At 71.8% G+C, this 21,263-nt stretch carries 17 protein-coding genes and 1 pseudogene; 5 read left to right on the top strand and 13 right to left on the bottom strand.

Going from position 1 to position 21,263, the window contains the following annotated elements; all coding sequences use genetic code 11:
• Window positions 1-7 precede the first annotated feature (7 nt).
• Entirely contained in the window at window positions 8-2,161 is a 2,154-nt protein-coding gene (locus tag P8T65_RS30985; RefSeq protein WP_316728459.1) for a PhoH family protein, read from the bottom strand.
• 391 nt (window positions 2,162-2,552) lie between these two features.
• On the opposite strand from P8T65_RS30985, the gene P8T65_RS30980 reads away from it, so the two are divergent.
• From P8T65_RS30980 to P8T65_RS30970, 3 genes and pseudogenes are all read left to right on the top strand, one after another.
• Window positions 2,553-3,854: a glucarate dehydratase family protein gene (locus tag P8T65_RS30980; RefSeq protein WP_316728458.1), complete on the top strand. Its 1,302-nt coding sequence runs from the start codon at window positions 2,553-2,555 to the stop codon at window positions 3,852-3,854.
• A 211-nt stretch (window positions 3,855-4,065) separates the two neighbouring features.
• The gene (locus tag P8T65_RS30975; RefSeq protein WP_316728457.1) at window positions 4,066-5,175 is read left to right on the top strand and encodes a PfkB family carbohydrate kinase; all 1,110 of its coding nucleotides are present in this window, start codon (window positions 4,066-4,068) and stop codon (window positions 5,173-5,175) included.
• A 207-nt stretch (window positions 5,176-5,382) separates the two neighbouring features.
• Window positions 5,383-6,061 (top strand): annotated as a pseudogene (locus tag P8T65_RS30970) (MFS transporter); the annotation flags it as partial.
• A gap of 54 nt (window positions 6,062-6,115) precedes the next feature.
• On the opposite strand, the gene P8T65_RS30965 reads toward P8T65_RS30970, so the two are convergent.
• The 10 genes from P8T65_RS30965 to hrcA all read right to left on the bottom strand — a co-directional run bounded on the left by P8T65_RS30965 (window position 6,116) and on the right by hrcA (window position 17,358).
• Window positions 6,116-7,108 (bottom strand): adenosine deaminase, encoded by a 993-nt coding sequence (locus tag P8T65_RS30965; protein ID WP_316728456.1) that lies wholly within the window; start codon window positions 7,106-7,108, stop codon window positions 6,116-6,118.
• A gap of 20 nt (window positions 7,109-7,128) precedes the next feature.
• Window positions 7,129-8,037 (bottom strand): ribonuclease Z, encoded by a 909-nt coding sequence (locus P8T65_RS30960; protein ID WP_316728455.1) that lies wholly within the window; start codon window positions 8,035-8,037, stop codon window positions 7,129-7,131.
• 6 nt (window positions 8,038-8,043) lie between these two features.
• A complete protein-coding gene (locus P8T65_RS30955; protein ID WP_316728454.1) occupies window positions 8,044-8,397 on the bottom strand; it encodes a histidine triad nucleotide-binding protein in 354 nt (117 codons plus the stop codon).
• 303 nt (window positions 8,398-8,700) lie between these two features.
• Window positions 8,701-11,946 (bottom strand): S41 family peptidase, encoded by a 3,246-nt coding sequence (locus P8T65_RS30950; protein ID WP_316728453.1) that lies wholly within the window; start codon window positions 11,944-11,946, stop codon window positions 8,701-8,703.
• A gap of 108 nt (window positions 11,947-12,054) precedes the next feature.
• Window positions 12,055-12,633, bottom strand: coding sequence for a hypothetical protein (locus P8T65_RS30945; protein WP_316728452.1), 579 nt, complete (start codon window positions 12,631-12,633; stop codon window positions 12,055-12,057).
• Window positions 12,634-12,718: 85 nt separating this feature from the next.
• Complete coding sequence (locus tag P8T65_RS30940) at window positions 12,719-13,111, bottom strand: VOC family protein (protein WP_230211756.1); 393 nt, start codon at window positions 13,109-13,111, stop codon at window positions 12,719-12,721.
• Window positions 13,112-13,157: 46 nt separating this feature from the next.
• Entirely contained in the window at window positions 13,158-13,907 is a 750-nt protein-coding gene (locus tag P8T65_RS30935) for a 16S rRNA (uracil(1498)-N(3))-methyltransferase (RefSeq protein ID WP_316728451.1), read from the bottom strand.
• Window positions 13,904-14,989: a nitronate monooxygenase gene (locus tag P8T65_RS30930; RefSeq protein WP_316728450.1), complete on the bottom strand. Its 1,086-nt coding sequence runs from the start codon at window positions 14,987-14,989 to the stop codon at window positions 13,904-13,906. Before P8T65_RS30930 ends, P8T65_RS30935 begins: the two co-directional genes overlap by 4 nt.
• 215 nt (window positions 14,990-15,204) lie before the next feature.
• Window positions 15,205-16,341: a molecular chaperone DnaJ gene (gene dnaJ / locus P8T65_RS30925; protein WP_230211753.1), complete on the bottom strand. Its 1,137-nt coding sequence runs from the start codon at window positions 16,339-16,341 to the stop codon at window positions 15,205-15,207.
• Window positions 16,342-17,358 carry a heat-inducible transcriptional repressor HrcA gene (hrcA, locus tag P8T65_RS30920; protein ID WP_184894198.1) on the bottom strand — a complete coding sequence of 339 codons (1,017 nt, stop codon included), beginning with the start codon at window positions 17,356-17,358 and terminating at the stop codon, window positions 16,342-16,344.
• Window positions 17,359-17,780: 422 nt separating this feature from the next.
• Here hrcA and P8T65_RS30915 point away from each other — a divergent pair, with 422 nt between their 5' ends.
• Window positions 17,781-18,512, top strand: a complete 732-nt coding sequence (locus P8T65_RS30915; protein WP_316728449.1) for an MBL fold metallo-hydrolase — start codon at window positions 17,781-17,783, stop codon at window positions 18,510-18,512.
• Window positions 18,513-18,554: 42 nt separating this feature from the next.
• Window positions 18,555-19,370 carry a DUF3097 domain-containing protein gene (locus P8T65_RS30910; RefSeq protein ID WP_316728448.1) on the top strand — a complete coding sequence of 272 codons (816 nt, stop codon included), beginning with the start codon at window positions 18,555-18,557 and terminating at the stop codon, window positions 19,368-19,370.
• Here the strand turns inward: P8T65_RS30910 and P8T65_RS30905 are convergent.
• Together P8T65_RS30905 and hemW are read right to left on the bottom strand one after the other, a co-directional pair.
• The gene (locus P8T65_RS30905) at window positions 19,348-19,926 is read right to left on the bottom strand and encodes a Uma2 family endonuclease (RefSeq protein WP_316728447.1); all 579 of its coding nucleotides are present in this window, start codon (window positions 19,924-19,926) and stop codon (window positions 19,348-19,350) included. The two genes, P8T65_RS30910 and P8T65_RS30905, sit on opposite strands and share 23 nt — an antisense overlap.
• Window positions 19,927-20,025: 99 nt before the next feature.
• A complete protein-coding gene (hemW, locus tag P8T65_RS30900) occupies window positions 20,026-21,258 on the bottom strand; it encodes a radical SAM family heme chaperone HemW (RefSeq protein WP_316728446.1) in 1,233 nt (410 codons plus the stop codon).
• Between the last annotated feature and the right edge of the window lie 5 nt (window positions 21,259-21,263).

Here is a 21,263-nt window from a genome sequence, read left to right as displayed (position 1 = left end):
TGTCTGTCTACTTCCCCTTGGGCCCGGACTGCCTGCCCCGGCCGCCCTTGTGGGAGCCGTTCTCGGTGCCGTGCTCGCTGTCGTACTTCTCGTACGCGTCGACGATACGGCCGACGAGCTTGTGCCGGACGACATCCTGCGACGACAGCCGGGAGAAGTGCACGTCGTCCAGGCCCTCCAGGATGTCCTGCACCTGGCGCAGACCGGACTTCGTGCCGTTCGGCAGATCGACCTGGGTCACGTCACCCGTGATCACGATCTTCGAGTCGAAGCCGAGGCGGGTGAGGAACATCTTCATCTGCTCGGGCGAGGTGTTCTGGGCCTCGTCGAGGATGATGAAGGCGTCGTTGAGCGTGTTGTGCGTCAGCAGGTAGTCCTGGGTGACGTAGAGGGAGTCCTCGGCGGCCACCTGGATGCAGACGGTCTCCTCCCTGCCCGCGGGCTCGATGCTGTCGATGAAGCGCATCGGGCGTCCGCCGCCTCCGGCCGCGTGGTACTTGTCGCGCTTGCGGTCGAGACGGAAGGGTTCGATGCCTTCGGGGAGGCGGATGTCGACGATGTGGGCGTCGTATCGGTGGCCGACCTCCCGACCCTTCGCCAGGCCGGGCCTGCGCCCCTCGGCCACCCGTCGGCGGGTGTACGCGACTCCGCCCAGTGACCGCACGAGCGAAATCACGTCGTCCCGCAACAGGATCGACGTCGTCGTGTACTGGATTCGGCAGGTGCGATCCTTCTGCGTGACCGGACCACCGTCGGAGTCGAGCAGACCCTGCAGGACAGCCAGGCGCACCTCGGCCGAATTGCGCAGGTAGTCGTCCGGGACGAACTTGCTGTGTGAGCGAGTGCGCAGCAGATCCAGCTCACGTAGGACCCGAGTCGCCGGGTTCTCCAAGGTGACCACGTCGCCGGGTGACTTGACTCGGTTGAGGACGTAGTCAGGCCCACCTCTGTGCCGGGCGGTGACGCCGGGCAGGACGGCCACCAGTGCTTCCGCTAGTTCCGGGTCCTCCGTGGCGAAGGACGGTGTGGTGGAACCCGTGAGGCAGCCGTCGCCCAGGAGCAGCCCCAGGGCGTACGGATCCATGGGGACCTGGCGCTCGGGGAAGCAGACCGGCGCAGTCAGGAGCGGCAGCTCGTACCGGCGCGCGTGGGCCGCACGCAGGTTGCCGATCATCTCCTGGGTCTCCAGAACCCGCCACGGCTTGTTGCGACGCGCGTCGTCACGAGTCCTGACCGTCCACAGGTGCTCGCCGCAGCACAGGGTCCAGGAGCCGTCCTGGGCTGTGACGCGGTAGATGTCCCGCTCGCCCTGCGGGTAGACGCCCAGAACCGGGGTCGGCTCACCGTTGGAGCCGATGACCAGGTCACCGACCTGGAGGTCACCGATGGGGCGCCAGCCTTCTGGCGTCAGCACATTGGTGAAGAGCGGCTGTGACCGGCCCCGCATGTACGCCAGCGGCGCGACCTCGATGGTCCCGGCGGCCATCAGCCGGGGGATCGAGTCGGGGTCGAGCATGTCGTGCAGCGCGTCGTAGAGCGGGCGCAGATAGGGGTCGATCTTCTCGTAGAGGGTGCCGGGCAGGAAGCCCAGGCGCTCTCCGGCCTCGACCGCCGGGCGGGTCAGGATGATGCGGTTGACCTGCTTGGACTGCAGGGCCTGGACGGCCTTGGCCATGGCAAGGTAGGTCTTGCCGGTGCCGGCCGGGCCGATGCCGAAGACGATCGTGTGCTTGTCGATGGCGTCGACGTACCGCTTCTGGTTGAGCGTCTTGGGGCGGATCGTGCGGCCACGCGAGGACAGGATGTTCTGTGTGAGCACCTCGGCCGGGGTCTCCTGGCCTTCGCTCTTCCCGTTCTCGCTCGCCCTCAGCATGGCGATCGAGCGTTCCACCGCGTCCTCCGTCATCGGCTGTCCGGTGCGGAGCACCAGCATCATCTCGTCGAACAGGCGCTGGACGAGAGCGACTTCGGGGGCGTCGCCGACCGCGCTGATCTCATTGCCCCGGACATGGATGTCGACCGCCGGGAAGGCCTTCTCGATCACGCGCAGGAGGGAGTCGCCGGAACCCAGCACGGTCACCATGGGGTGTGCCGCGGGGACGGTGAACTGCGCTCTCGCCTTGCCCTGCGCGGGGGTGTGAGCTGTGCGTGTCTGAGTCATGGGCCGGCTCTGTAGGCCGCGGTTCCTCCTCTTGGCCGTGGGGCTCGTGTTGCCCTTTTCCAGAGTACGACGCGGCGGTGACAGTGCCGTAGGGCTTTTACCGGGGGAGCTCGGGGGGTGGCTGCCGTTCGCGGGCTGCGGGTGCGGTGGGGCTTCTCGCGCCCACGCGGCGGAGCCGCATGTCGACACAGCCCCGCGCCCCTGAAAAGGCACGGGCTGCGCCCGCTGCTTTTCAGCGCCACACGGCTGGGCCCGCCGCTCCCGGTAGGAGACGACGCGGCGCCATTGACCGGCCTTGTTCGCCTATCTAACCTCCATCTCTATACGTAGACGACTGTAGTGAGGACTGTACGTGGATGACCTCGTGTCGACGACCGTAGGAGCCGCCCCCGTGACCGCGACCCGTGACCTGACCATCGCGCAGGTCCGGCTGACCCCGATCCTGGTCGCCGACCCGCCGCTGCTGAACACGCAGGGGGTGCACCAGCCGTACACTCCCCGACTGATCGTGGAGGTGGTGACCGCCGACGGCACGACGGGGGTGGGCGAGACGTACGGCGACACCAAGTACCTGGAGCTGGCCAGGCCGTTCGCGGCGAAGCTGGTGGGCCGCCGGGTCAGCGATCTGAACGGGCTGTTCGTGCTCGCCGACGACGTGGACGTCGACGGGCCACGGGTCTCCGGGAAGGTCGACGTGGGCGGGCTGCGCGGTGTCCAGACCGCCGACAAGCTGCGGCTGTCGGTCGTGTCCGCATTCGAGGTCGCCTGTCTCGACGCGCTCGGCAAGGCGCTGGGGCTGCCCGTGCACTCGCTGCTCGGCGGAAAGGTGCGGGACACCGTGGAGTACAGCGCGTACCTCTTCTACAAGTGGGCCGATCACCCCGAGGGCGTCGTGGGCGAGCGGGACGACTGGGGGGCCGCCGTGGACCCGGCCGGGGTCGTGGAGCAGGCCCGGCGGTTCAAGGAGCGGTACGGGTTCACGTCGTTCAAGCTCAAGGGGGGTGTCTTCCCGCCGGACGAGGAGATCGCGGCGATCCGCGCGCTGGCCGAGGCGTTCCCCGGGCATCCGCTGCGGCTGGACCCGAACGGGGCCTGGTCCGTGGAGACCTCGCTGAAGGTCGCGGACGCGCTCGGGGACGTGCTCGAATACCTGGAGGACCCGGCGCTCGGGACGCCCGCGATGGCCGAGGTGGCGTCACGGACGTCCGTACCGCTGGCCACCAACATGTGCGTGACGACCTTCGCGGAGATCGAGGAGGCGTTCACGAAGGGGGCCGTACAGGTCGTCCTCTCCGACCACCACTACTGGGGCGGGCTGCGCAACACGCGTGAACTGGCCACGATCTGCCGGACGTTCGGGGTCGGGGTGTCCATGCACTCCAACACGCACCTGGGGATCAGCCTCGCCGCGATGACGCACGTGGCGGCCACGGTGCCGGGGCTCCACCACGCCTGCGACTCCCACTACCCCTGGCAGAACGAGGACGTCCTCACCTCGCGGCTCACCTTCGAGAACGGGGCGGTACGGGTGTCGGACGCACCGGGCCTCGGGGTCGAACTGGACCGGGGCAAGCTGGAGTTCCTGCACCAGCGGTGGCTGTCGGACGACGGTTCCCTGCGGGAGCGGGACGACACGGCGGCGATGCGCGCGGCCGACCCCGGCTGGGTGACGCCGCGGATGCCTCGCTGGTAGTCGTCGGGTGCGGGTGCGGGTGCGTGGGGGCTGGTCGCGCAGTTCCCCGCGCCCCTGAAAGCCCAGGCCCAGGGGCGCGGGGAACTGCGCGAGAAGCCCACCGGACCGGAACCCGACAACACACCCGAGCCCCCCACCACCCCGACCCGCACCCCGAGCGGAGCGGCGTGGTGCAGACTGGCTGGATCCGCACCACGCCAGGGAGCACATCGTGACCGCGTTCAAGGGAGAGCGACCGCACCGGCCCCAGGTAGATCCGCTGCGGGCCCTGCGCGCACCGAATGACCCGCCCTGGGACGTCTATCTGACCGGCACCGTCTTCCTCGACATCATCTTCACCGGCCTGGACTCCGCCCCGGTGCGCGGGACGGAGTCCTGGGCACGTGGCATGGGGTCCAGCCCCGGCGGCGTGGCGAACATGGCCACGGCCCTGGCCCGGCTCGGCCTGAAGACCTCCCTCGCGGCGGCCTTCGGCGACGACCACTACGGCGAGTACTGCTGGGACGTCCTGGAGCAGGGCGAGGGCATCGACCTCTCCCACTCCCGCACGGTCCTCGGCTGGCACTCCCCGGTCACGGTCTCCATGGCGTACGAGGGCGAGCGCACGATGGTCTCCCACGGCCACGAGGCGCCCCCGGAGGAGTCCGCGCCGGAGTGCCCGCCCCACGCTCGCGCCGCCGTCGCCTCCCTCACGCCCGGCGTACGCGCCCCCTGGATCGCGCAGGCCGCGAGCAAGGGCACCCGGATCTTCGCGGACGTCGGCTGGGACGAGACCGGTGCGTGGGACCTGGCGGGGCTGGCCGATCTGGCCCACTGCGAGGCGTTCCTGCCCAACGCGGCCGAGGCGATGCGGTACACCGGCGCCGAGTGCCCCCGGGCGGCCGCCCGCGCCCTCACCGAGCATGTCCCGGTGGCCGTGGTGACGCTGGGTGCGAAGGGCGCGTACGCCGTGGACGGGCGGACCGGTGAGACGGCGGAGGTGCCGGCCATCGCGGTGGAGGCGTTGGACCCCACGGGCGCGGGCGACGTGTTCGTCGCCGGGTTCGTCACCGGCACGCTGGCGGGCTGGCCGCTGGCGGACCGGCTGGCCTTTGCGGGGCTGACGGCGGCGCTGTCGGTGCAGGAGTTCGGCGGGTCGCTGTCCGCGCCCGGGTGGCCGGAGATCGCGGCGTGGTGGCGGCGGGTGCAGTCGGTGGACCGCCAGGAGCCTGCGGCGCTGCGGCGGTACGCGTTCCTGGAGGAGTTCCTGCCGAAGGACCAGGCCAGCCCGTGGCCGCTGCGGCGGGCGGTCCCGACGATCGGCTTCCGCCGGTCGGCTTGAGGCGCGGCGCCTCATAGCTCGGGGGTGCGGGTTCGGCGGCGGGTGCGGCTCCGGTGGGGCTTCTCGCGCAGTTCCCCGCGCCCCTGAAGAGCAGGGGCTGCGCCCCGTGCTTTTCATCCAGCAGCCCCGTCGCTTTTCATCCGCGCAGCCCCGTCGCCTTCCGGGCCCGCGGGGGCCGTGGTCTTTCAGGCCCGCAGGGCCTGGTCCTTCACCCGGCTCGCCGCCCCAGCGGCCACCGCCCAGACCACCCGGGAACGGGGCCCGCTCCCCCACCCGCGCCACGGTCTGGCCCTCGCCGTCACCCTCCTGCTGTGGTCCCTGGCGCAGAACTCCCTCTGGGGCGTGAGCGGCCGGATCGGCACCACGCAGGGCCGGGCTCTCCGAGGTCACCGTCGGCGCCGTCTTCGCGACGGCGCTCGGCGCGGGCCTGCTCGGGGTCGTCGGGGCGGGCGCGCTCGGCGTGCGCTTCGGCCGCGCGCTCCCCATCGGCGCCGGCACGGCGCTCATCGCCGGCTGTATCGCGCTCAGCGCGACCGCGACCGACCTGCCGACCTTCGCCACGGGTGAGATCGCCTGGAACGCGCTCTACCCGGTCGTCCTGTCGTATCTCATCGGCCTCGCCGCCTCCCTCGACCCGCGTGGCCGCTGGGCGGTGCTGATCGGCTCGGCGTCCTCGCTCGGCACGGCCGCCGGGCCCCTCGTCGGCAGTCTGCTCTCCGCGCACGCCGGCTACCCCGCGATGGGCGCGATCCTGGCCGTGGGCCTGCTTCTCATCACGGTCCCCATGACCTGGGTGGCCCTGCGCACCACCACGCCCACGACGGAACACGCCCGCTACCAGGAGCAGGCGACCGCCGGGCAGCCGGAGTACCGCCCGGCGGCCTGAGCCCGCTCGCCCGCCGCTGCCCCTCCACCCGCCGCTGCGACGCGCGCTCCCGGCTCATCCGAAGTCGTACGCGTCCACCTCGGCGAGATACCGGGCCCGCCGCTCCTCGTCGTGCTCCAGGAAGGACGCGGTGAAGGAGTTGCGGGCCAGCTCCCTCAGCCGGTCCTCGCTCAGGCCGAGCGTCCGGCGCACGGCGTCGAAGTTGTCGCCGGCGTACCCGTCGAAGTAGGCCGGGTCGTCGGAGTTGACCGTGCAGAGCAGGCCCGCGTCGAGCATGGCGGGCAGGGGGTGGTCGGCGAGGGTGTCGACGGTGCGCAGCCGGACGTTGGAGAGCGGGCAGAGCGTCAGCGGGATCCGCTCGCGCACCAGCCGTTCGACGAGGGCCGGATCCTCCATGCAGCGCAGCCCGTGGTCGACGCGCTCGACCCCGAGGATGTCGAGGGCCTCGGTGATGTACTCCGGCGGGCCCTCCTCCCCCGCGTGCGCGACGCGCCGCAGCCCGAGCGCGGCGGCCGCCTCGTACACCTCACGGAACTTGACCGGCGGGTGCCCGACCTCGGCGGAGTCCAGCCCGATCCCGACGATCCGGTCGAGGTACGGCTTCGCGGCCTCCAGGGTGGAGAGGGCCGACTCGGCGGACTCGTCCCGCAGGAAGCACATGATCAGCTGGGTGGAGATGCCGTGCGTCTCCTCGCTCCCGCCCAGCGCCCGCCACAGCCCCTCGACGACCGTCCCCATCCCGACGCCCCGCGCGATGTGGGCCTGCGGGTCGAAGGAGATCTCGGCGTGGCGTACGCCCTGGGCGGCGGCGCGGGCGAGATAGGCGTCGGCGAGGTCGGCGAAGTCCTGCTCGGTGCGCAGGACCGCCATCAGCTCGTAGTACAGGTTCAGGAAGGACTGGAGATCCTCGAACTCGTAGGCCTTGCGGAGCGCTTCCGTGTCCGCGTACGGCAGCGCGACGCCGTTCCGGGCGGCCAGTGCGAAGGCCAGCTCCGGCTCCAGGGTGCCTTCGATGTGCAGGTGCAGTTCAGCTTTGGGGAGGGACATCGAAGCATCGTACGGCCGCTCTAGCGCCGTTTCGGAAGCGCCACCCGCAGCAGGTCGTGCGCCACCGTCAGCTCTCCCTCGAACCCGGCGGCCCGCGCCTGCCGTTCGAACTCCTCGGGTTCGGTGTACCGCTGGCTGAAGTGGGTGAGGACGAGATGCCGTACCCCGCAGTCGCGGGCGACGGAGGCTGCCTGACCTGCCGTCAGATGGCCGTGGTCGACGGCGAGTTCGATGTCCTCGTTGAGGAAGGTGGACTCGATGACGAGCATGTCGGCCGCGTCGGCGAGGGCGTAGACCCCGTCGCACAACCGGGTGTCCATGACGAACGCGAACCGCTGTCCGCGCCGCAGTTCGCTGACGTCCTCCAGGCGGACGCCGCCGATCGCGCCCTCGCGCTGGATCCGTCCGATGTCCGGCCCCGCGATGCCGTGCGCGGCGAGCCGCTCGGGCAGCATCCGGCGCCCGTCGGGTTCGACGAGGCGGTACCCGTAGGACTCGACGGGGTGCGAGAGCTTGTGCGCGTCGAGGGTGTAGCCGGGGGTGACGGCCAGCGCTCCGCCCTCGCCCTCGACCGGCGCCTCGATCAGCTGGACCGTCTCGCGGTACGCGGTGGCGTACCGCAGCCGGTCGAAGAACCGCTGCCCGGAGCGCGGGTAGTGGGCGGTGATGTCGTGCGGGACCCGGTCGAGGTTGATCCGCTGGATCACCCCGGCCAGCCCCAGCGAGTGGTCGCCGTGGAAGTGGGTGACGCAGATGCGGTTGAGGTCGTGGGCGGCGACCCCGGCGCGCAGCATCTGCCGCTGGGTGCCCTCGCCGGGGTCGAAGAGAAGCCCCTCGGCGTCCCAGCGGAGCAGATAGCCGTTGTGGTTGCGGTGCCGGGTCGGGACCTGGCTGGCGGTGCCGAGGACCACCAGTTCACGTACGGACACGGCTCGTCACCCGGGGGGCCACTGCAGGCCGCGACCGCCGACGACGTGGGCGTGCGCGTGGAAGACGGTCTGGCCGGCGCCGGTGCCGGTGTTGAAGACGATGCGGTAGCTCTCCAGCTTGTCCTCGTCCGCTACGGCCTGTGTCTCGCGCAGGACGTCCGCGGCGAGGCCGGGGTCGGCGGCGGCGAGTGTCGAGGCGTCCGCGTAGTGCGCCTTCGGGATGACCAGGACGTGGGTCGGTGCCTGGGGGTTGATGTCCCTGAACGCGACCGTCGTGTCCGTCTCCCTCACGATCGTCGCGGGGACGTGGCCCGCGACGATCTTGCAGAACAGACAGTCGTCCTGCGGCTCCCCAGCCATACGTTGCCTCCCAGCCACCGGTGATCTTCTTCTACCCGGGCATGCTATCGAGCGAATTCCGCCCCCGCCGCCCCTACCCGTTCCCGTCCCCAGGGGCTGCGCCCCTTCGACCCCGCTCGCTTGTCGGTCGTCCGCGGGCCCGGTGGTCCTTCTCGCGCAGTTCCCCGCGCCCCTAATAGGGGCGCGGGGAACTGCGCGAACGGGGTCCGGGGCGGAGCCCCGAGTCTTTGACGCGGGTCGAAGGGGCGCGCAGCCCCTGGGGACGGGAACGGGTAGGGGCGGCGGGGCGAGGAAAAAGGCCGGTTACGACTCCGGCAAAGCAGGCGGCGTCTTCGCCGGCGTCGACTCCAGCCCCTCCAGCGCGATCCGGATCGCCTCGTCGAGCTGCGGATCACGCCCGGCCGCGTAGTCCTGGGGAGCCTGCACGACCTCGACGTCGGGATCGACCCCGTGGTTCTCGACCCCCCACCCGTACCCCTCCAACCAGAACGCGTACTTCGGCTGCGTCACCAACGTCCCGTCGACCAGCCGGTACCGACTGTCGATCCCGACGACCCCGCCCCACGTCCGCGTACCGACCACCGGCCCGATCCCGAGCGCCTTGATCGCCGCGTTGACGATGTCCCCGTCCGACCCGGAGAACTCGTTGGCGACGGCGACGACGGGCCCCCGGGGCGCGTCGTCGGGATAGCTGCTCGCCCGCATCCCCCGCGGCAGGTCCCAGCCGACGATCCGCCGGGCCAGCTTCTCCACCACGAGCTGGGAGGTGTGCCCGCCCCGGTTCTCCCGGACGTCCACGACCAGCCCCTCCCGCGCGACCTCGATCCGCAGGTCGCGGTGGAGCTGGGCCCAGCCGGAGCCGACCATGTCGGGGACGTGCAGATACCCGAGGCGGCCGCCGGACTTCTCGTGGACGTAGGCCCGCCGGTCCGCGACCCACGCGTGGTACCGCAACGGCTCCTCGTCGGAGATCGGCACCACCACGGGATGCCGGAGATCGCCGCCCCCGGCCGGCAGCACGGTCAGCTCGACCGCCTTGCCCGCGGTGCCGACGAGCAGCGGCCCGGGCCCGGTCAGCGGGTCGACCGGCTGGCCGCCGACCGCGATGATCGCGTCCCCGGCCCGTACGGCGACCCCGGGCGCGGCGAGCGGCGAGTGCGCGTCCGGGTCGGAGGTCTCCGACGGCAGCACCCGGTCGATGCGCCACAGCGGCGCCCCCTGGGGTCCGTCCTCGTGCCGGGAGATGTCCGCCCCGAGCAGCCCCTGCCGCCGGTCGCCGGAGCCGCCCCGGCCGCGCGGGGTGACGTACGCGTGGGAGGTGCCCAACTCGCCCTGTACTTCCCAGAGCAGGTCCACGAGGTCGTCGTGGGTGGCCACCCGTTCCAGGACGGGGCGGTACCGGTCGAGGACGCCGGGCCAGTCGACGCCGCCCAGGTCGGGCCGCCAGAAGTTGTCCCGCATCAGCCGGCCGGTCTCGTCGAACATCTGGCGCCACTCGGCGGCCGGGTCGACGGTCCGCCGGACCCGGGAGAGGTCGACCGTGATGTTGCTGTCGCTGTCGTCGTCGCCCGAGGCGCGCCGGTCGCTCGGGACGACCTTGAGCTTGCCGTCGGTCCACAGCAGGACCCGCTTGCCGTCGCCGCTGACGGCGAAGTGGTCGGCGTCGGACGCCAGGTACTCCAGGCGCCGCTGGACGAGGTCGTACCGCTCCAGGGACGTCTTGGGGTCGGGGTCGTCGGGTGTGGCCCGCAGATGGCCGAGGACGCCGGTGACGGGGTGGCGCAGCCACAGCACGCCGTCCTTGGCGGCGCGCAGCGTGGAGTAGCGGGCGGCCTCGACCGGGAAGGGGACGATCCGGTCGGCGAGGCCTTCGAGGTCGATCCGGGTGGCCGGGGCGCCCTCGCTGTCCGGGGTCTCGTCCTTGTCGGGCGCCTCGAACGGCCGGCCGTGGCGCTGCGGTCCGAAGGGGGACGGGGTGGTCGCCGCGAGCGTGATGAGGTGCGGGCGGGCGCCGCTGACGAAGTGCAGGTCGAAGACGTGCTCGTCGTAGACCGGGTCGAAGGCGCGCGCGGAGAGGAAGGCGAGGTGCTTGCCGTCGAGCGTGAACGTCGGCGAGAAGTCCTGGAAGCGCAGCGGGGTCGCCTCGGTGACGGACAGGTCGGCGGTGTTGGCGAGCTTGAGCTGGCGCAGCGGGCGCGGCCCGGGGTGCGACCAGGCCAGCCAGGCCGAGTCGGGCGAGAAGACGAGCCCGGTCACCTCGCCGTCCTCGCTGCGGTCGACCTCGCGTACCTCGCCGGTCTCCCGTTCGACGAGCAGCACCCGGCCGTCGTCCGCGGAGACGGCGACCCGGCTGCCGTCGGGGGCCACGGCGAGCCCGAGGACGCGGCCCAGCTGTCCGGCGGCGAGCCGGCGCGGGGTGGCGCCGGGGCCGACGCCGGTCGACGGGGCGAACTCCAGCGCGTCGTCGCCCTCCGCGTCCGTCACCCACACCACCCATTCCTCGCCCTCCACGCGGAAGGTGCGGGGCAGCCGGGCCCGTACGCCGTCCTCGGCGGCGAGCGCGCGGGCGGGGCCGGAGCGGTGGGTGATCCAGTGGATCGAGCCGCGCACGGAGACGGCGCTGCCGCGGGCGGTGTGGTCGGGCGAGGCGGAGCCGAACCAGCGGGAGGCGTTCACCGGGAACGGCTGGAGGTCGACGCGCTGCCCGCCCAGCCGGATGTCGAGCCTGCGCGGCTCGGCGCCGTCGAGGTCGTCCAGCAGCCACAGTTCACCGGCGGACGCGTACACGACGCGGGTGCCGTCGGTGGCCGCGTGCCGGGCGTAGAACCCGTCGACGGGGGTGTGGCGGCGCAGGTCGGAGCCGTCGGCGAGGGAGGAGTAGAGCGCTCCGACGCCCTCGTGGTCGGAGAGGAACGCGATCCGGTCCCCGACCCACATCGGGTATTCGAGGTTGCCGTCCAGCTCGGTGTGCAGGCGTACGAACTCCCCGGCCGCCCCAGCGCCGTCACCGCCGTCACCGCCGTCTTCGGACCGGTCGATCCACAGCTTGCCCGCGGTGCCGCCCCGGTACCGCTTCCACCAGGCGGCCTCGCGGCCCATCGGCGCGGACAGCAGCACGGTGGCGGGCCCGTGGGCGACATCGCCGACGGGCCCGTAGGGGAGGGTGGTGGCCGGTCCGCCGTCGAGCGGCACGGCACGCGCCCAGCTCCGCCGGAGGCTGGCCTGACCGTGGGTGCTGAGCGCGAGGACCCTACCGTCGGATGTCCAGCCGCGCACCTGGGTGCGCCAACTCCCCCAGTACGTCAGGCGCTTGGCGGATCCTCCGTCGACGGGCGCGATGTGCACCTCGGGCGCGCCGTCCCGGGTGGAGGTCCACGCGACGGTGGTGCCGTCCGGAGAGATCCGCGGATGGTTGACGGGTACGTTGTCCGCGCTGACCCGCCAGGCACGGCCGCCGTCCAGAGGCGCGACCCACACGTCGTCCTCGGCGGTGAAGGCGACCAGGTCGCCGTGCAGGTGCGGATACCGGAAATACGCGAGCTGAGTCACCCAGTCACTTTAAGCAGCGCTCGGTCCGATGGGGAGGGGTTTGGATCATGTCCCTCGCACCGGGCCCGAGTTGCCGACGGGCGGGCCCGGTCCGCTCCGGGCCGGGCCTCACTTGCCCTCGGGCACGCACGCCGGGTCCTTCTGGCACCAGATGGTCTGGGTGACGGTGACCGTCACGGTCGGTCCCGGCTGACCGGGCCGGCCGGGCTGGTCGGACTCCGGGGCGTCGCAGTTGCCGAGCCCCTCCACGTGGAACCACTCCTTGCCGCCGACCTTCGCGGTCAGATCGCCGCGTACGCACCTGCCGTTGACCTCTTTGGTCACCTTCCCGGTGACGGTGATCTCCCGGCCTTCCTTGTCCTCGCCGGTGCAGTCGACCTTCGCGACGGTGGCGACCGAGGAGGACGGCGACGCGGTTTTCCCGCCGCCCTTGCCGTCCTTGGAGTCCTTGGCGTCCTTGCCGTCGCTGTCGTAGGAGGCCGTGCAGGTGAGCCACTGGACGTCTAGGCCCTCCCGCTCCAGTTCCTCGGTGGCGAGCTGGTCCGTGGTGAACGCGACCGCGCCGGTGTTGAGCCCGCCGCCCTCGCAGGCCACCAGACCCACGACCGCGCAGACACCGAGCCCGGCTCCCAGCAGGAGCCGACGCCCGCCCGACCGGTACGCCCTGACACGCCTCCATGCCCGCATGTCCGGCAGCCTGCCACCGCCCGCGGCGGCGGGGAAGACCGCATGCGGACAAGCCGCCGGGACCGGGGGACGCGGGCGAGGGGTGTCAGCCGCTCATCAGCAGCCATTCCTGCAGCTCGACCAAGTTCCCCTCGGGGTCCTTGAGATGGGCCACCCGCATACGGTCGGTCATACGTGCGGGACCGGGCAGGAGCCGTACGCCGAACGAGGTGATCCGTTCGCAGTAGGCGTCGAGGTCGTCGACCCGTAGGACGACCAGCGACCGGTGGCCGTTCGCCTCGTCGGCCAGTTCCCCGAGCACCTCGGCCATCATCGCCCGGTCCTGCAGGGCGATCCCCGCGGACCCGACGGCCGGGCTGAACTTCTCGTACGGCCCGTCGACCGCACCGGACTGTGGCTTCAGCCCGAGCACATCGGCGTAGAAGCGGTAACACACGGCGAAGTCGGTGACGAGCAGTCTCACTTGGGCGAGTTCCACGATGCTCCCAGCGGGTTCGGGGACACCGGTCGGGACCGGGTGGCGGTCAGGACCAGCGTCCGGTTCGGCCCAGCAGCAACGCCCCGGCCGCCGTCCCGGCGGTCGACGTGCGCAGCACACTGGGCCCGAGTCGGTACGCCCCCGCGCCCGCCTCGCCGAAGAGCGCCAGCTCCTCCGGCGACACGCCCCCCTCGGGCCCCACGACGAGCACGATCTCCCCGGCCGCCGGCAGCTCGGCCGTGGCCAGTGTCTCGTCGCCGCTCTCGTGCAGGATCGCGGCGAAGTCGGCCTTCGCCAGCAGCTCCGCGACCTGCTTGCCCGTGGCCGCGTCCGCGACCTCGGGGAACCGTGTCCGGCGGGACTGCTTGCCCGCCTCCCGGGCGGTGGCCCGCCACTTGGCGAGGGCCTTCAGCCCCCGGTCGCCCCTCCACTGGGTGATGCAGCGGGAGGCCGCCCAGGGCACGATCGCGTCGATCCCGACCTCGGTCATGGTCTCGACGGCCAGTTCGCCCCGGTCGCCCTTGGGCAGCGCCTGGACGACGGTGATCCGCGGCTGCGCCGGGGGCTCCTCGTGCACGGTCTCCAGGTCCGTGACCACGAGCCGGTCCTTGCCCTCGGCGGCCTTGACGATCCCCTCCGCCCAGCGTCCGCGCCCGTCCGTGAGGACGACGTCCTCACCGGCCCGCAGCCGCTTCACGGAGACGGCGTGCCGCCCCTCGGGGCCGTCCAGGACGAGCTCGCCGCCACTGCCGCCCGGCAGGTCCAGCGAGTCGACCACGAACACCGGTGCGGTCATCGTCCCGCGCTCCCGACCTGGGCGGAAGCCTGCGCCGCCTGCGCGGCGGCGATCTCGGCGGCCAGCACCTCGACCAGTTCCCCGGCCGGCAGTTCCCGTGCCATCCGGTGCCCCTGCCCGGCCCAGAGCGCCATGCCCTGCGCGTCCCCGGCCTTGGCGGCGGCCTTGCGCAGCGGCGAGGTCAGGTGGTGGACCTCCGGGTAGGCGGCGGGAGCGTACGGGCCGTGCTCGCGCAAAAAGCGGTTGACCAGGCCCCGGGCCGGACGGCCGGAGAAGGCCCGGGTCAGCTCGGTGCGGACGAAGAGAGGGTCGGTCAGGGCCCGCCTGTGCACGGCGTGCGCGCCGGACTCGGCGGTCGCGAGGAACGCCGTGCCGAGCTGGGCCGCGCTCACCCCCGCCGTGAGGAGGGCAGCGATCTGACTGCCGCGCATGATGCCGCCGGCCGCGACCATCGGCAGCGCCACGGCCTCGCGGACCTGGGCGACCAGGGAGAGCAGGCCGATGCCGGCGCAGTCCCGCTCGGGGTCGTCGCGGTGGGTGCCCTGGTGGCCGCCCGCCTCGACGCCCTGCACGATCACGGCGTGGGCCCCGGACCGCTCCACGGCCTGGGCCTCCTCCGCCGAGGTCGCGGTCACCAGGGTGAGCGTGCCCTTGCGGGCGAGGGACTCCATGACCTCGGGGGTCGGGCAGCCGAAGTGGAACGACACCACCGGCACGGGGTTGTCCAGCAGCACGGCGAGCTTGGCCTCGTAGCCGTCGTCGCGTCCGCTGTCCGGGTCGCCCAGCTCGGCGTCGTACCAGGTGGACTCACCGGCGAGCTGCTCCGCGTAGACCTCGACGGCGGCGGGCTCGGCGTACTCCGGCTGCGGCATGAAGAGGTTCACGCCGAAGGGGCGTGAGGTGAGCGCCCGGAGCGCCTTGATCTCCTGGTACATCCCGTCGGCCGTCTTGTACCCGGCGGCGAGGAACCCCAGCCCGCCGGCCTCGGACACGGCGGCGGCCAACCGCGGCACGGACACACCGCCCGCCATCGGGGCCTGCACGATCGGGAGCGGGACGAGATCGGTCAGTGCGGAGGACATGACGGCATGGTGCCATGCCCTCCGGGAGGAGCCGAATCGGGGACGGACGGTTGTTCGTCGGGTGCGGGTGGGTGGGGGCTTCTCGCGCAGTTCCCCGCCCCCTAAAAGACCAGGCCCTGCGGGCCTGAAAAGCACGGGGCGCAGCCCCGGCTTTTCAGGGGCGCGAGAAACTGCGCGAGAAGCCCCACACACTCGCACCCGACAACGCACCCCACTCAGCGCCCGTTGAACGCGTCCTTCAGCCGGGAGAACAGACCCTGCTGCCCGGGCTGGAACTGCCCCGTCGGCCGCTCCTCACCCCGCAGCGCGGCCAGCTGCCGCAGCAACGCCTCCTGCTCGGGGTCCAGCTTCGTCGGCGTCTGCACCTCGACGTGGACGATCAGATCCCCACGCCCACCACCGCGCAGGTGCGTGACACCACGCCCGTGCAGCGGGATCGACTGCCCGGACTGCGTGCCGGGCCGGATGTCGACCTCCTCCAGCCCGTCCAGCGTCTCCAGCGGCACCTTCGTACCGAGGGACGCCGCCGTCATCGGGATCGTCACCGTGCAGTGCAGATCGTCGCCGCGCCGCTGGAACATCGGGTGCGGCAGCTCGTGGATCTCGACGTAGAGGTCACCGGCGGGACCACCACCGGGCCCGACCTCGCCCTCACCGGCCAGCTGGATGCGCGTGCCGTTGTCGACACCGGCCGGGATCTTGACCGTGAGCGTCCGCCGCGACCGCACCCGCCCGTCGCCCGCGCACTCGGGGCACGGGTTCGGGACGATCGTGCCGAAGCCCTGGCACTGCGGGCAGGGCCTGGAGGTCATGACCTGGCCGAGGAAGGACCGCGTGACCTGCGAGACCTCACCACGACCACGGCACATGTCACAGGTCTGGGCAGTCGTACCCGGAGCCGCGCCCTCGCCGCTGCACGTCGTGCAGATGATGGCGGTGTCGACCTGGATGTCCTTCGTCGTGCCGAAGGCCGCCTCGTCGAGGTCGATCTCCAGCCGGATCATCGCGTCCTGGCCCCGGCGCGTACGCGACCGCGGACCCCGCTGGGACGCCGTTCCGAAGAACGCGTCCATGATGTCCGAGAAGTTCCCGAAGCCACCGGCGCCGAAGCCGCCCGCGCCTCCGCCGCCCGCCTGGGACAGCGGGTCGCCGCCGAGGTCGTAGACCTGCTTCTTCTGCGGGTCCGACAACACCTCGTAGGCGGCGTTGATCTCCTTGAACCGCTCCTGGGTCTTCGGATCGGGATTGACGTCCGGGTGCAGCTCGCGAGCGAGCCTCCGGAACGCCTTCTTGATCTCGTCCTGGGACGCGTCGCGGCGCACGCCGAGCACGGCGTAGTAGTCCGTGGCCACTTAAGACTCCGCCAGGATCTGTCCGACGTACCGTGCCACCGCTCGTACCGCTCCCATCGTTCCCGGATAGTCCATGCGCGTAGGTCCGACCACGCCCAGCTTCGCTACTGCCTCGCCGCCCGAACCGTAGCCGACGGAGACGACGGACGTGGAGTTGAGTCCCTCATACGCGTTCTCATGACCGATGCGTACGGTCATGCCCGAATCCCCGGCTTCGCCAAGCAACTTGAGGAGGACGACCTGCTCCTCCAAGGCTTCCAGAACGGGCCGGATCGTGAGGGGGAAGTCATGTCCGAAGCGGGTGAGATTGGCGGTTCCGCCGATCATCAGCCGCTCCTCGCTCTCCTCCACGAGTGCTTCGAGGAGGGTGGAGAGCACGGTCGCGACCGTCCCCCGGTCCTCGACGTCGAACGCCTCCGGCAGGTCCTCGACCAGCCGGGGCACGTCGGTGAACCGGCGGCCCGCGACCTTGCTGTTCAGCCGGGCGCGAAGATCCGCGAGTGACGTTTCCCCGAACGGCGCCGGGCAGTCCACCAGCCGCTGTTCCACCCGTCCGGTGTCCGTGATCAGCACGAGCATCAGCCGGGCAGGGGCCAGCGACAGCAGTTCCACATGCCGGACCGTCGACCGTGTCAGCGACGGATACTGCACGACGGCGACCTGCCGCGTCAGCTGCGCGAGCAGCCGTACGGTCCGTGCCACGACGTCGTCCAGATCGACCGCGCCGTCCAGGAAGTTCTGGATGGCGCGCCGCTCCGGCGGGGTCATCGGCTTGACGCCCGCCAGCTTGTCGACGAAGAGCCGGTACCCCTTGTCGGTGGGGATGCGGCCCGCGCTGGTGTGGGGCTGGGCGATGAAGCCCTCGTCCTCCAACGCCGCCATGTCGTTACGGACGGTCGCCGGGGAGACCCCCAGGTTGTGCCGCTCCGTGAGCGCCTTGGAACCGACCGGCTCCTCGGTGCCCACGTAGTCCTGGACGATGGCGCGCAGCACTTGCAGCCTGCGTTCACTGAGCATTCGCGCACACCTCCAGCTCGACTCTCTCGTGCGACTCCCCCTTGGCACTCACCCCGGGCGAGTGCCAACACTCCCCGCCCAGTGTACGGCGGTGGGGTACGCCCCCGGCAAGGCCGGTCCACCCACGTCATGCCGACGTGTACCGACCTGTCCGGCGATGTCGGGCCCCGGTCCGACCACCACCGGGGCGCGTGTCGGCGCACTTCCTACCGACGGGTACGCCCGCGCGTGGGCGTCTCCGAGCCGCCCACGGCGATCACCTCGGTGGCCCGCACCACAGCCCGCCCCCGCCTGCTCAGCGGCTCCCGGCGGCCGTCGACCGGGTTCACTGGGGCTTCCCGACCACTGCTCGGCGACCTCCCCGGCACCTCCCCCGCACCCTCCTTCACCGGCCCGTGCGGTGCTACAGCTAGCGTCGGCGCATGACGGTGACTTGGGAAGAGTGCGGGTGGCAGGGATTGACGCCCCGGGTCGGACGGTGCCGCCTTCCCGGCTGGGACTGCACGGTCGGACTGGTGGCCGGGGACGGTGCGGCCCTCATGATCGACGCGGGTTCCAGCGTGCGGGAGGGCGCGCGGTTGCGTACCGAGGCGGGCCGGCTCCTCGGTGGCACCCGTGTGACACATCTCGCGCTCACCCACCCCCACTTCGACCATGTCTTCGGGGCGGCCGCGTTCGCCGGGGTGGAGGTCTTCGGTGCGGTGGGCGTCGACGGCGTCCTGACCCGTGACCGCGACGCCCTCCGCGCGGACGCGGTGCACCACGGTCTGCCCTCGGCGGACGCCACCGAGGCCGCCGGCCTCCTCGCCCTCCCCCGCCACCTGGTCTCCGGCGAGTGGACGCTCGACCTGGGCGGCGGCGTCCGGGTGCTGCTGGCGAACGTGGGTCCCGGCCACACCGGCCACGACCTCGCGGTCCTGGTGTCGGAGGGTGCTTCGGAGGTGGTGTTCTGCGGGGACCTGGTCGAGGAGTCCGGCGAACCGCAGGCGGGCCCGGACGCGCTCCCGTCCCGCTGGCCGGCCGCCCTGGACCGGCTCCTGGCGCTCGGCGGCGAGGACGCGCAGTACGTCCCCGGGCACGGCGCGGTGGTGGACGCGGCGTTCGTCCGGGCCCAACGCGACGCGCTGGCACGCCGCTTCGGCGTGTCGAACTGAGTGCGGGGGCATCCGGGCGCGGCTTCTCCTATCGTCACTCGAATGCGCCAGTACTCACCCGACCTGACCCCTCCCTGGAAGAAGCCCAAGCCCGCCCCCGAGGTCCCGGCCGACCCCGGCCTGGTCGTCGAGGAGCCCACCACCGGTTTCTGTGGTGCGGTCATCCGCTGCGAGGCGGGCACGGTGACGCTGGAGGACCGCTTCGGCAAGCACCGGGTGTTCCCGCTGGAGCCGCGGGGATTCCTGCTGGAGGGCCGCGTGGTGACCCTGGTCCGCCCCGCCGCCTCGGCCCCCGCGCGGCCGAGTCGTACGGCATCCGGCTCGGTGGCCGTCCCGGGCGCCCGCGCGCGTGTCGCCCGCGCCGGGCGCATCTACGTCGAGGGCCGCCACGACGCCGAACTCGTCGAGAAGGTGTGGGGCGACGATCTGCGCATCGAGGGCGTGGTGGTGGAGTACCTGGAGGGCGTGGACGACCTGCCCGCGATCGTCGAGGAGTTCGCACCGGGGCCGGACGCGCGGCTCGGCGTCCTGGTCGACCACCTCGTCCCCGGCAGCAAGGAGTCCCGCATCGCCGCGTCGGTCACGAGCGAGCACGCGCTCGTCGTCGGCCACCCGTACATCGACATCTGGGAGGCCGTGAAGCCGTCCTCGGTGGGCATCGAGGCGTGGCCGCGCGTGCCGCGGGGGCAGGACTGGAAGACGGGGGTGTGCCGGGCGCTGGGGTGGCCTGCGGAGAACACGGGGGCGGTGTGGCAGGCGATTCTGGGGCGGGTCGGTTCTTACAAGGACCTTGAGCCGGAACTGCTGGGCCGGGTGGAGGAGTTGATCGACTTCGTCACGGATAGCGGTGGGGCCTGACGTCGGGCAACGTTGCGAAGTCGCTCGTGTCCAGTTCGACTCCCAGAATCTCCAATGCCACCGGGTCACCGAACTTGGTGATCTGCTGCGTCAGGTAGTTCGCTTCTTCACCCACGCCCTCGGGCCGCGTCAGCAGAACGCATTGCCCCATGATCGGGTCGAGGATGAGATACGCGGGCACTTTGCCCGCCGCGTAGATCGACCTCTTGACCTCGTAATCCTGATGAACGCTGGACTTGGAGACGACTTCCACGACCATGGTGACGAGCTGGGACGGCAGCAGACGACCCGAAGAAGGCAAAAGGTCCCGCTCGACAACCACCAGATCCGGCACAGGCTCACTGGGCTCGGTCACGACGTCGATGTCCTGTGTCTGAAGACGAGACCAACGCGATCGCGGAATCTGGTCCTGCACATCGGCAACGATCCTGTTGTGCACGATGTCAGGGCTGGCCACCATCACGATTACCCCCCGGAGAAGCTCGACCTTGACGCCCTCGGGAGGCTCAAGCTCCTCGAAGTACCTGGTCATGTCGCGTTCGTCCACAGCGGTCATCTCCATGGCCTCCATATCCGCCGCGTGCTGTCGGCGGCAGCCTACGAATCAGGTTAGGTACCGAACCCCCGTTCCGCACCGATTCACCCACCCGAGTGATCAGTCCACCAAGTCCCGCACCACCGCGTCCGCCAGCAACCGCCCCCGCAGCGTGAGCACCGCGCGCCCCTCCTCGTACGGCCCCGCCTCCAGCAAGCCGTCGGCGAGTGCCCGACCCGCCGCGGCAAGCCCTTCCTCCCGGAGCAGGGACAGCGGGCAGCCCTCCCGGAGCCGCAGCTCCAGCAGGATGCGTTCGACCCGGCGGTCCTCGGCCGACAGCAGCTCACGCCCGGCGCCAGGGGAGCGCCCGGCCGCCAGCGCGCCCGCGTACGCGCCGGGGTGCTTGACGTTCCACCAGCGGACGCCGCCGACATGGCTGTGGGCGCCGGGCCCCGCGCCCCACCAGTCGGCGCCGCGCCAGTACAGCTCGTTGTGCAGACACCGCCCGGCCTCGGACGTGGCCCAGTTGGAGACCTCGTACCAGTCGAACCCGGCGGCCGAGAGCATCTCCTCAGCGATCAGATACCGGTCGGCGTGGACATCGTCGTCCGTCATCGGGACCTCGCCCCGGCGGATGCGCCGCGCGAGCTGCGTGCCCTCCTCCACGATCAGCGCGTATGCCGAGATGTGGTCCGGCCCGGCACCGAGCGCCGCGTCCAGGGAGGCCCGCCAGTCGTCGTCGGACTCGCCGGGTGTGCCGTAGATCAGGTCGAGGTTGACGTGGTCGAAGCCGGCGGCGCGCGCCTCCGCCACGCACGCCTCCGGGCGCCCCGGTGTGTGCGTACGGTCGAGGATCTTCAGCACATGCTGCCGCGCGCTCTGCATCCCGAAGGAGAGCCGGTTGAAGCCGCCCGCGCGCAGCGTCTCCAGATACGCGGGGTCGACCGACTCCGGGTTCGCCTCGGTCGTCACCTCCGCGTCGTCCGCGAGCCCGAACTCCTCCCGGATCGCCCCCAGCATCCGTACGAGGTCGTCGGCGGCCAGCAGCGTGGGCGTGCCGCCGCCGACGAAGACCGTCCGGACGGGGCGCGGATCGTCGCCGAGGACCTTGCGGGCGAGGCAGATCTCGTCGACGACCGTGTCCGCGTAGTTGTCGCGGGAGGCGAGGACGCCGCCGGTGCCGCGCAGCTCGGTGGCGGTGTAGGTGTTGAAGTCGCAGTAGCCGCAGCGTGTGGCGCAGTACGGGACGTGGAGATAGAACCCGAGGGGCCGCTCGGCCGCGTCGGCCAGGGCGTGCGCGGGCAGCGCCCCGTCGTCGGGGACGGGCTCACCGTCGGGGAGTGCGGAAGGCATGTCCT

This window comes from Streptomyces sp. 11x1 (genome assembly GCF_032598905.1).
Lineage (GTDB): Bacteria > Actinomycetota > Actinomycetes > Streptomycetales > Streptomycetaceae > Streptomyces.
Note: the sequence above shows the minus strand (reverse complement) of the source record. Positions and strands in the feature narration are given on the sequence as shown.

Coding starts and splice junctions, on each gene's coding strand:
- P8T65_RS30945 (WP_316728452.1), bottom strand. CDS start 12,633: ATGCGGGCATGGAGGCGTGTCAGGGCGTACCGGTCGGGCGGGCGTCGG.
- P8T65_RS30985 (WP_316728459.1), bottom strand. CDS start 2,161: ATGACTCAGACACGCACAGCTCACACCCCCGCGCAGGGCAAGGCGAGA.
- P8T65_RS30910 (WP_316728448.1), top strand. CDS start 18,555: ATGCGCCAGTACTCACCCGACCTGACCCCTCCCTGGAAGAAGCCCAAG.
- P8T65_RS30915 (WP_316728449.1), top strand. CDS start 17,781: ATGACGGTGACTTGGGAAGAGTGCGGGTGGCAGGGATTGACGCCCCGG.
- P8T65_RS30930 (WP_316728450.1), bottom strand. CDS start 14,989: ATGTCCTCCGCACTGACCGATCTCGTCCCGCTCCCGATCGTGCAGGCC.
- P8T65_RS30905 (WP_316728447.1), bottom strand. CDS start 19,926: ATGACCGCTGTGGACGAACGCGACATGACCAGGTACTTCGAGGAGCTT.
- P8T65_RS30935 (WP_316728451.1), bottom strand. CDS start 13,907: ATGACCGCACCGGTGTTCGTGGTCGACTCGCTGGACCTGCCGGGCGGC.
- hemW (WP_316728446.1), bottom strand. CDS start 21,258: ATGCCTTCCGCACTCCCCGACGGTGAGCCCGTCCCCGACGACGGGGCG.
- P8T65_RS30955 (WP_316728454.1), bottom strand. CDS start 8,397: ATGGCTGGGGAGCCGCAGGACGACTGTCTGTTCTGCAAGATCGTCGCG.
- hrcA (WP_184894198.1), bottom strand. CDS start 17,358: ATGCTCAGTGAACGCAGGCTGCAAGTGCTGCGCGCCATCGTCCAGGAC.
- P8T65_RS30965 (WP_316728456.1), bottom strand. CDS start 7,108: ATGTCCCTCCCCAAAGCTGAACTGCACCTGCACATCGAAGGCACCCTG.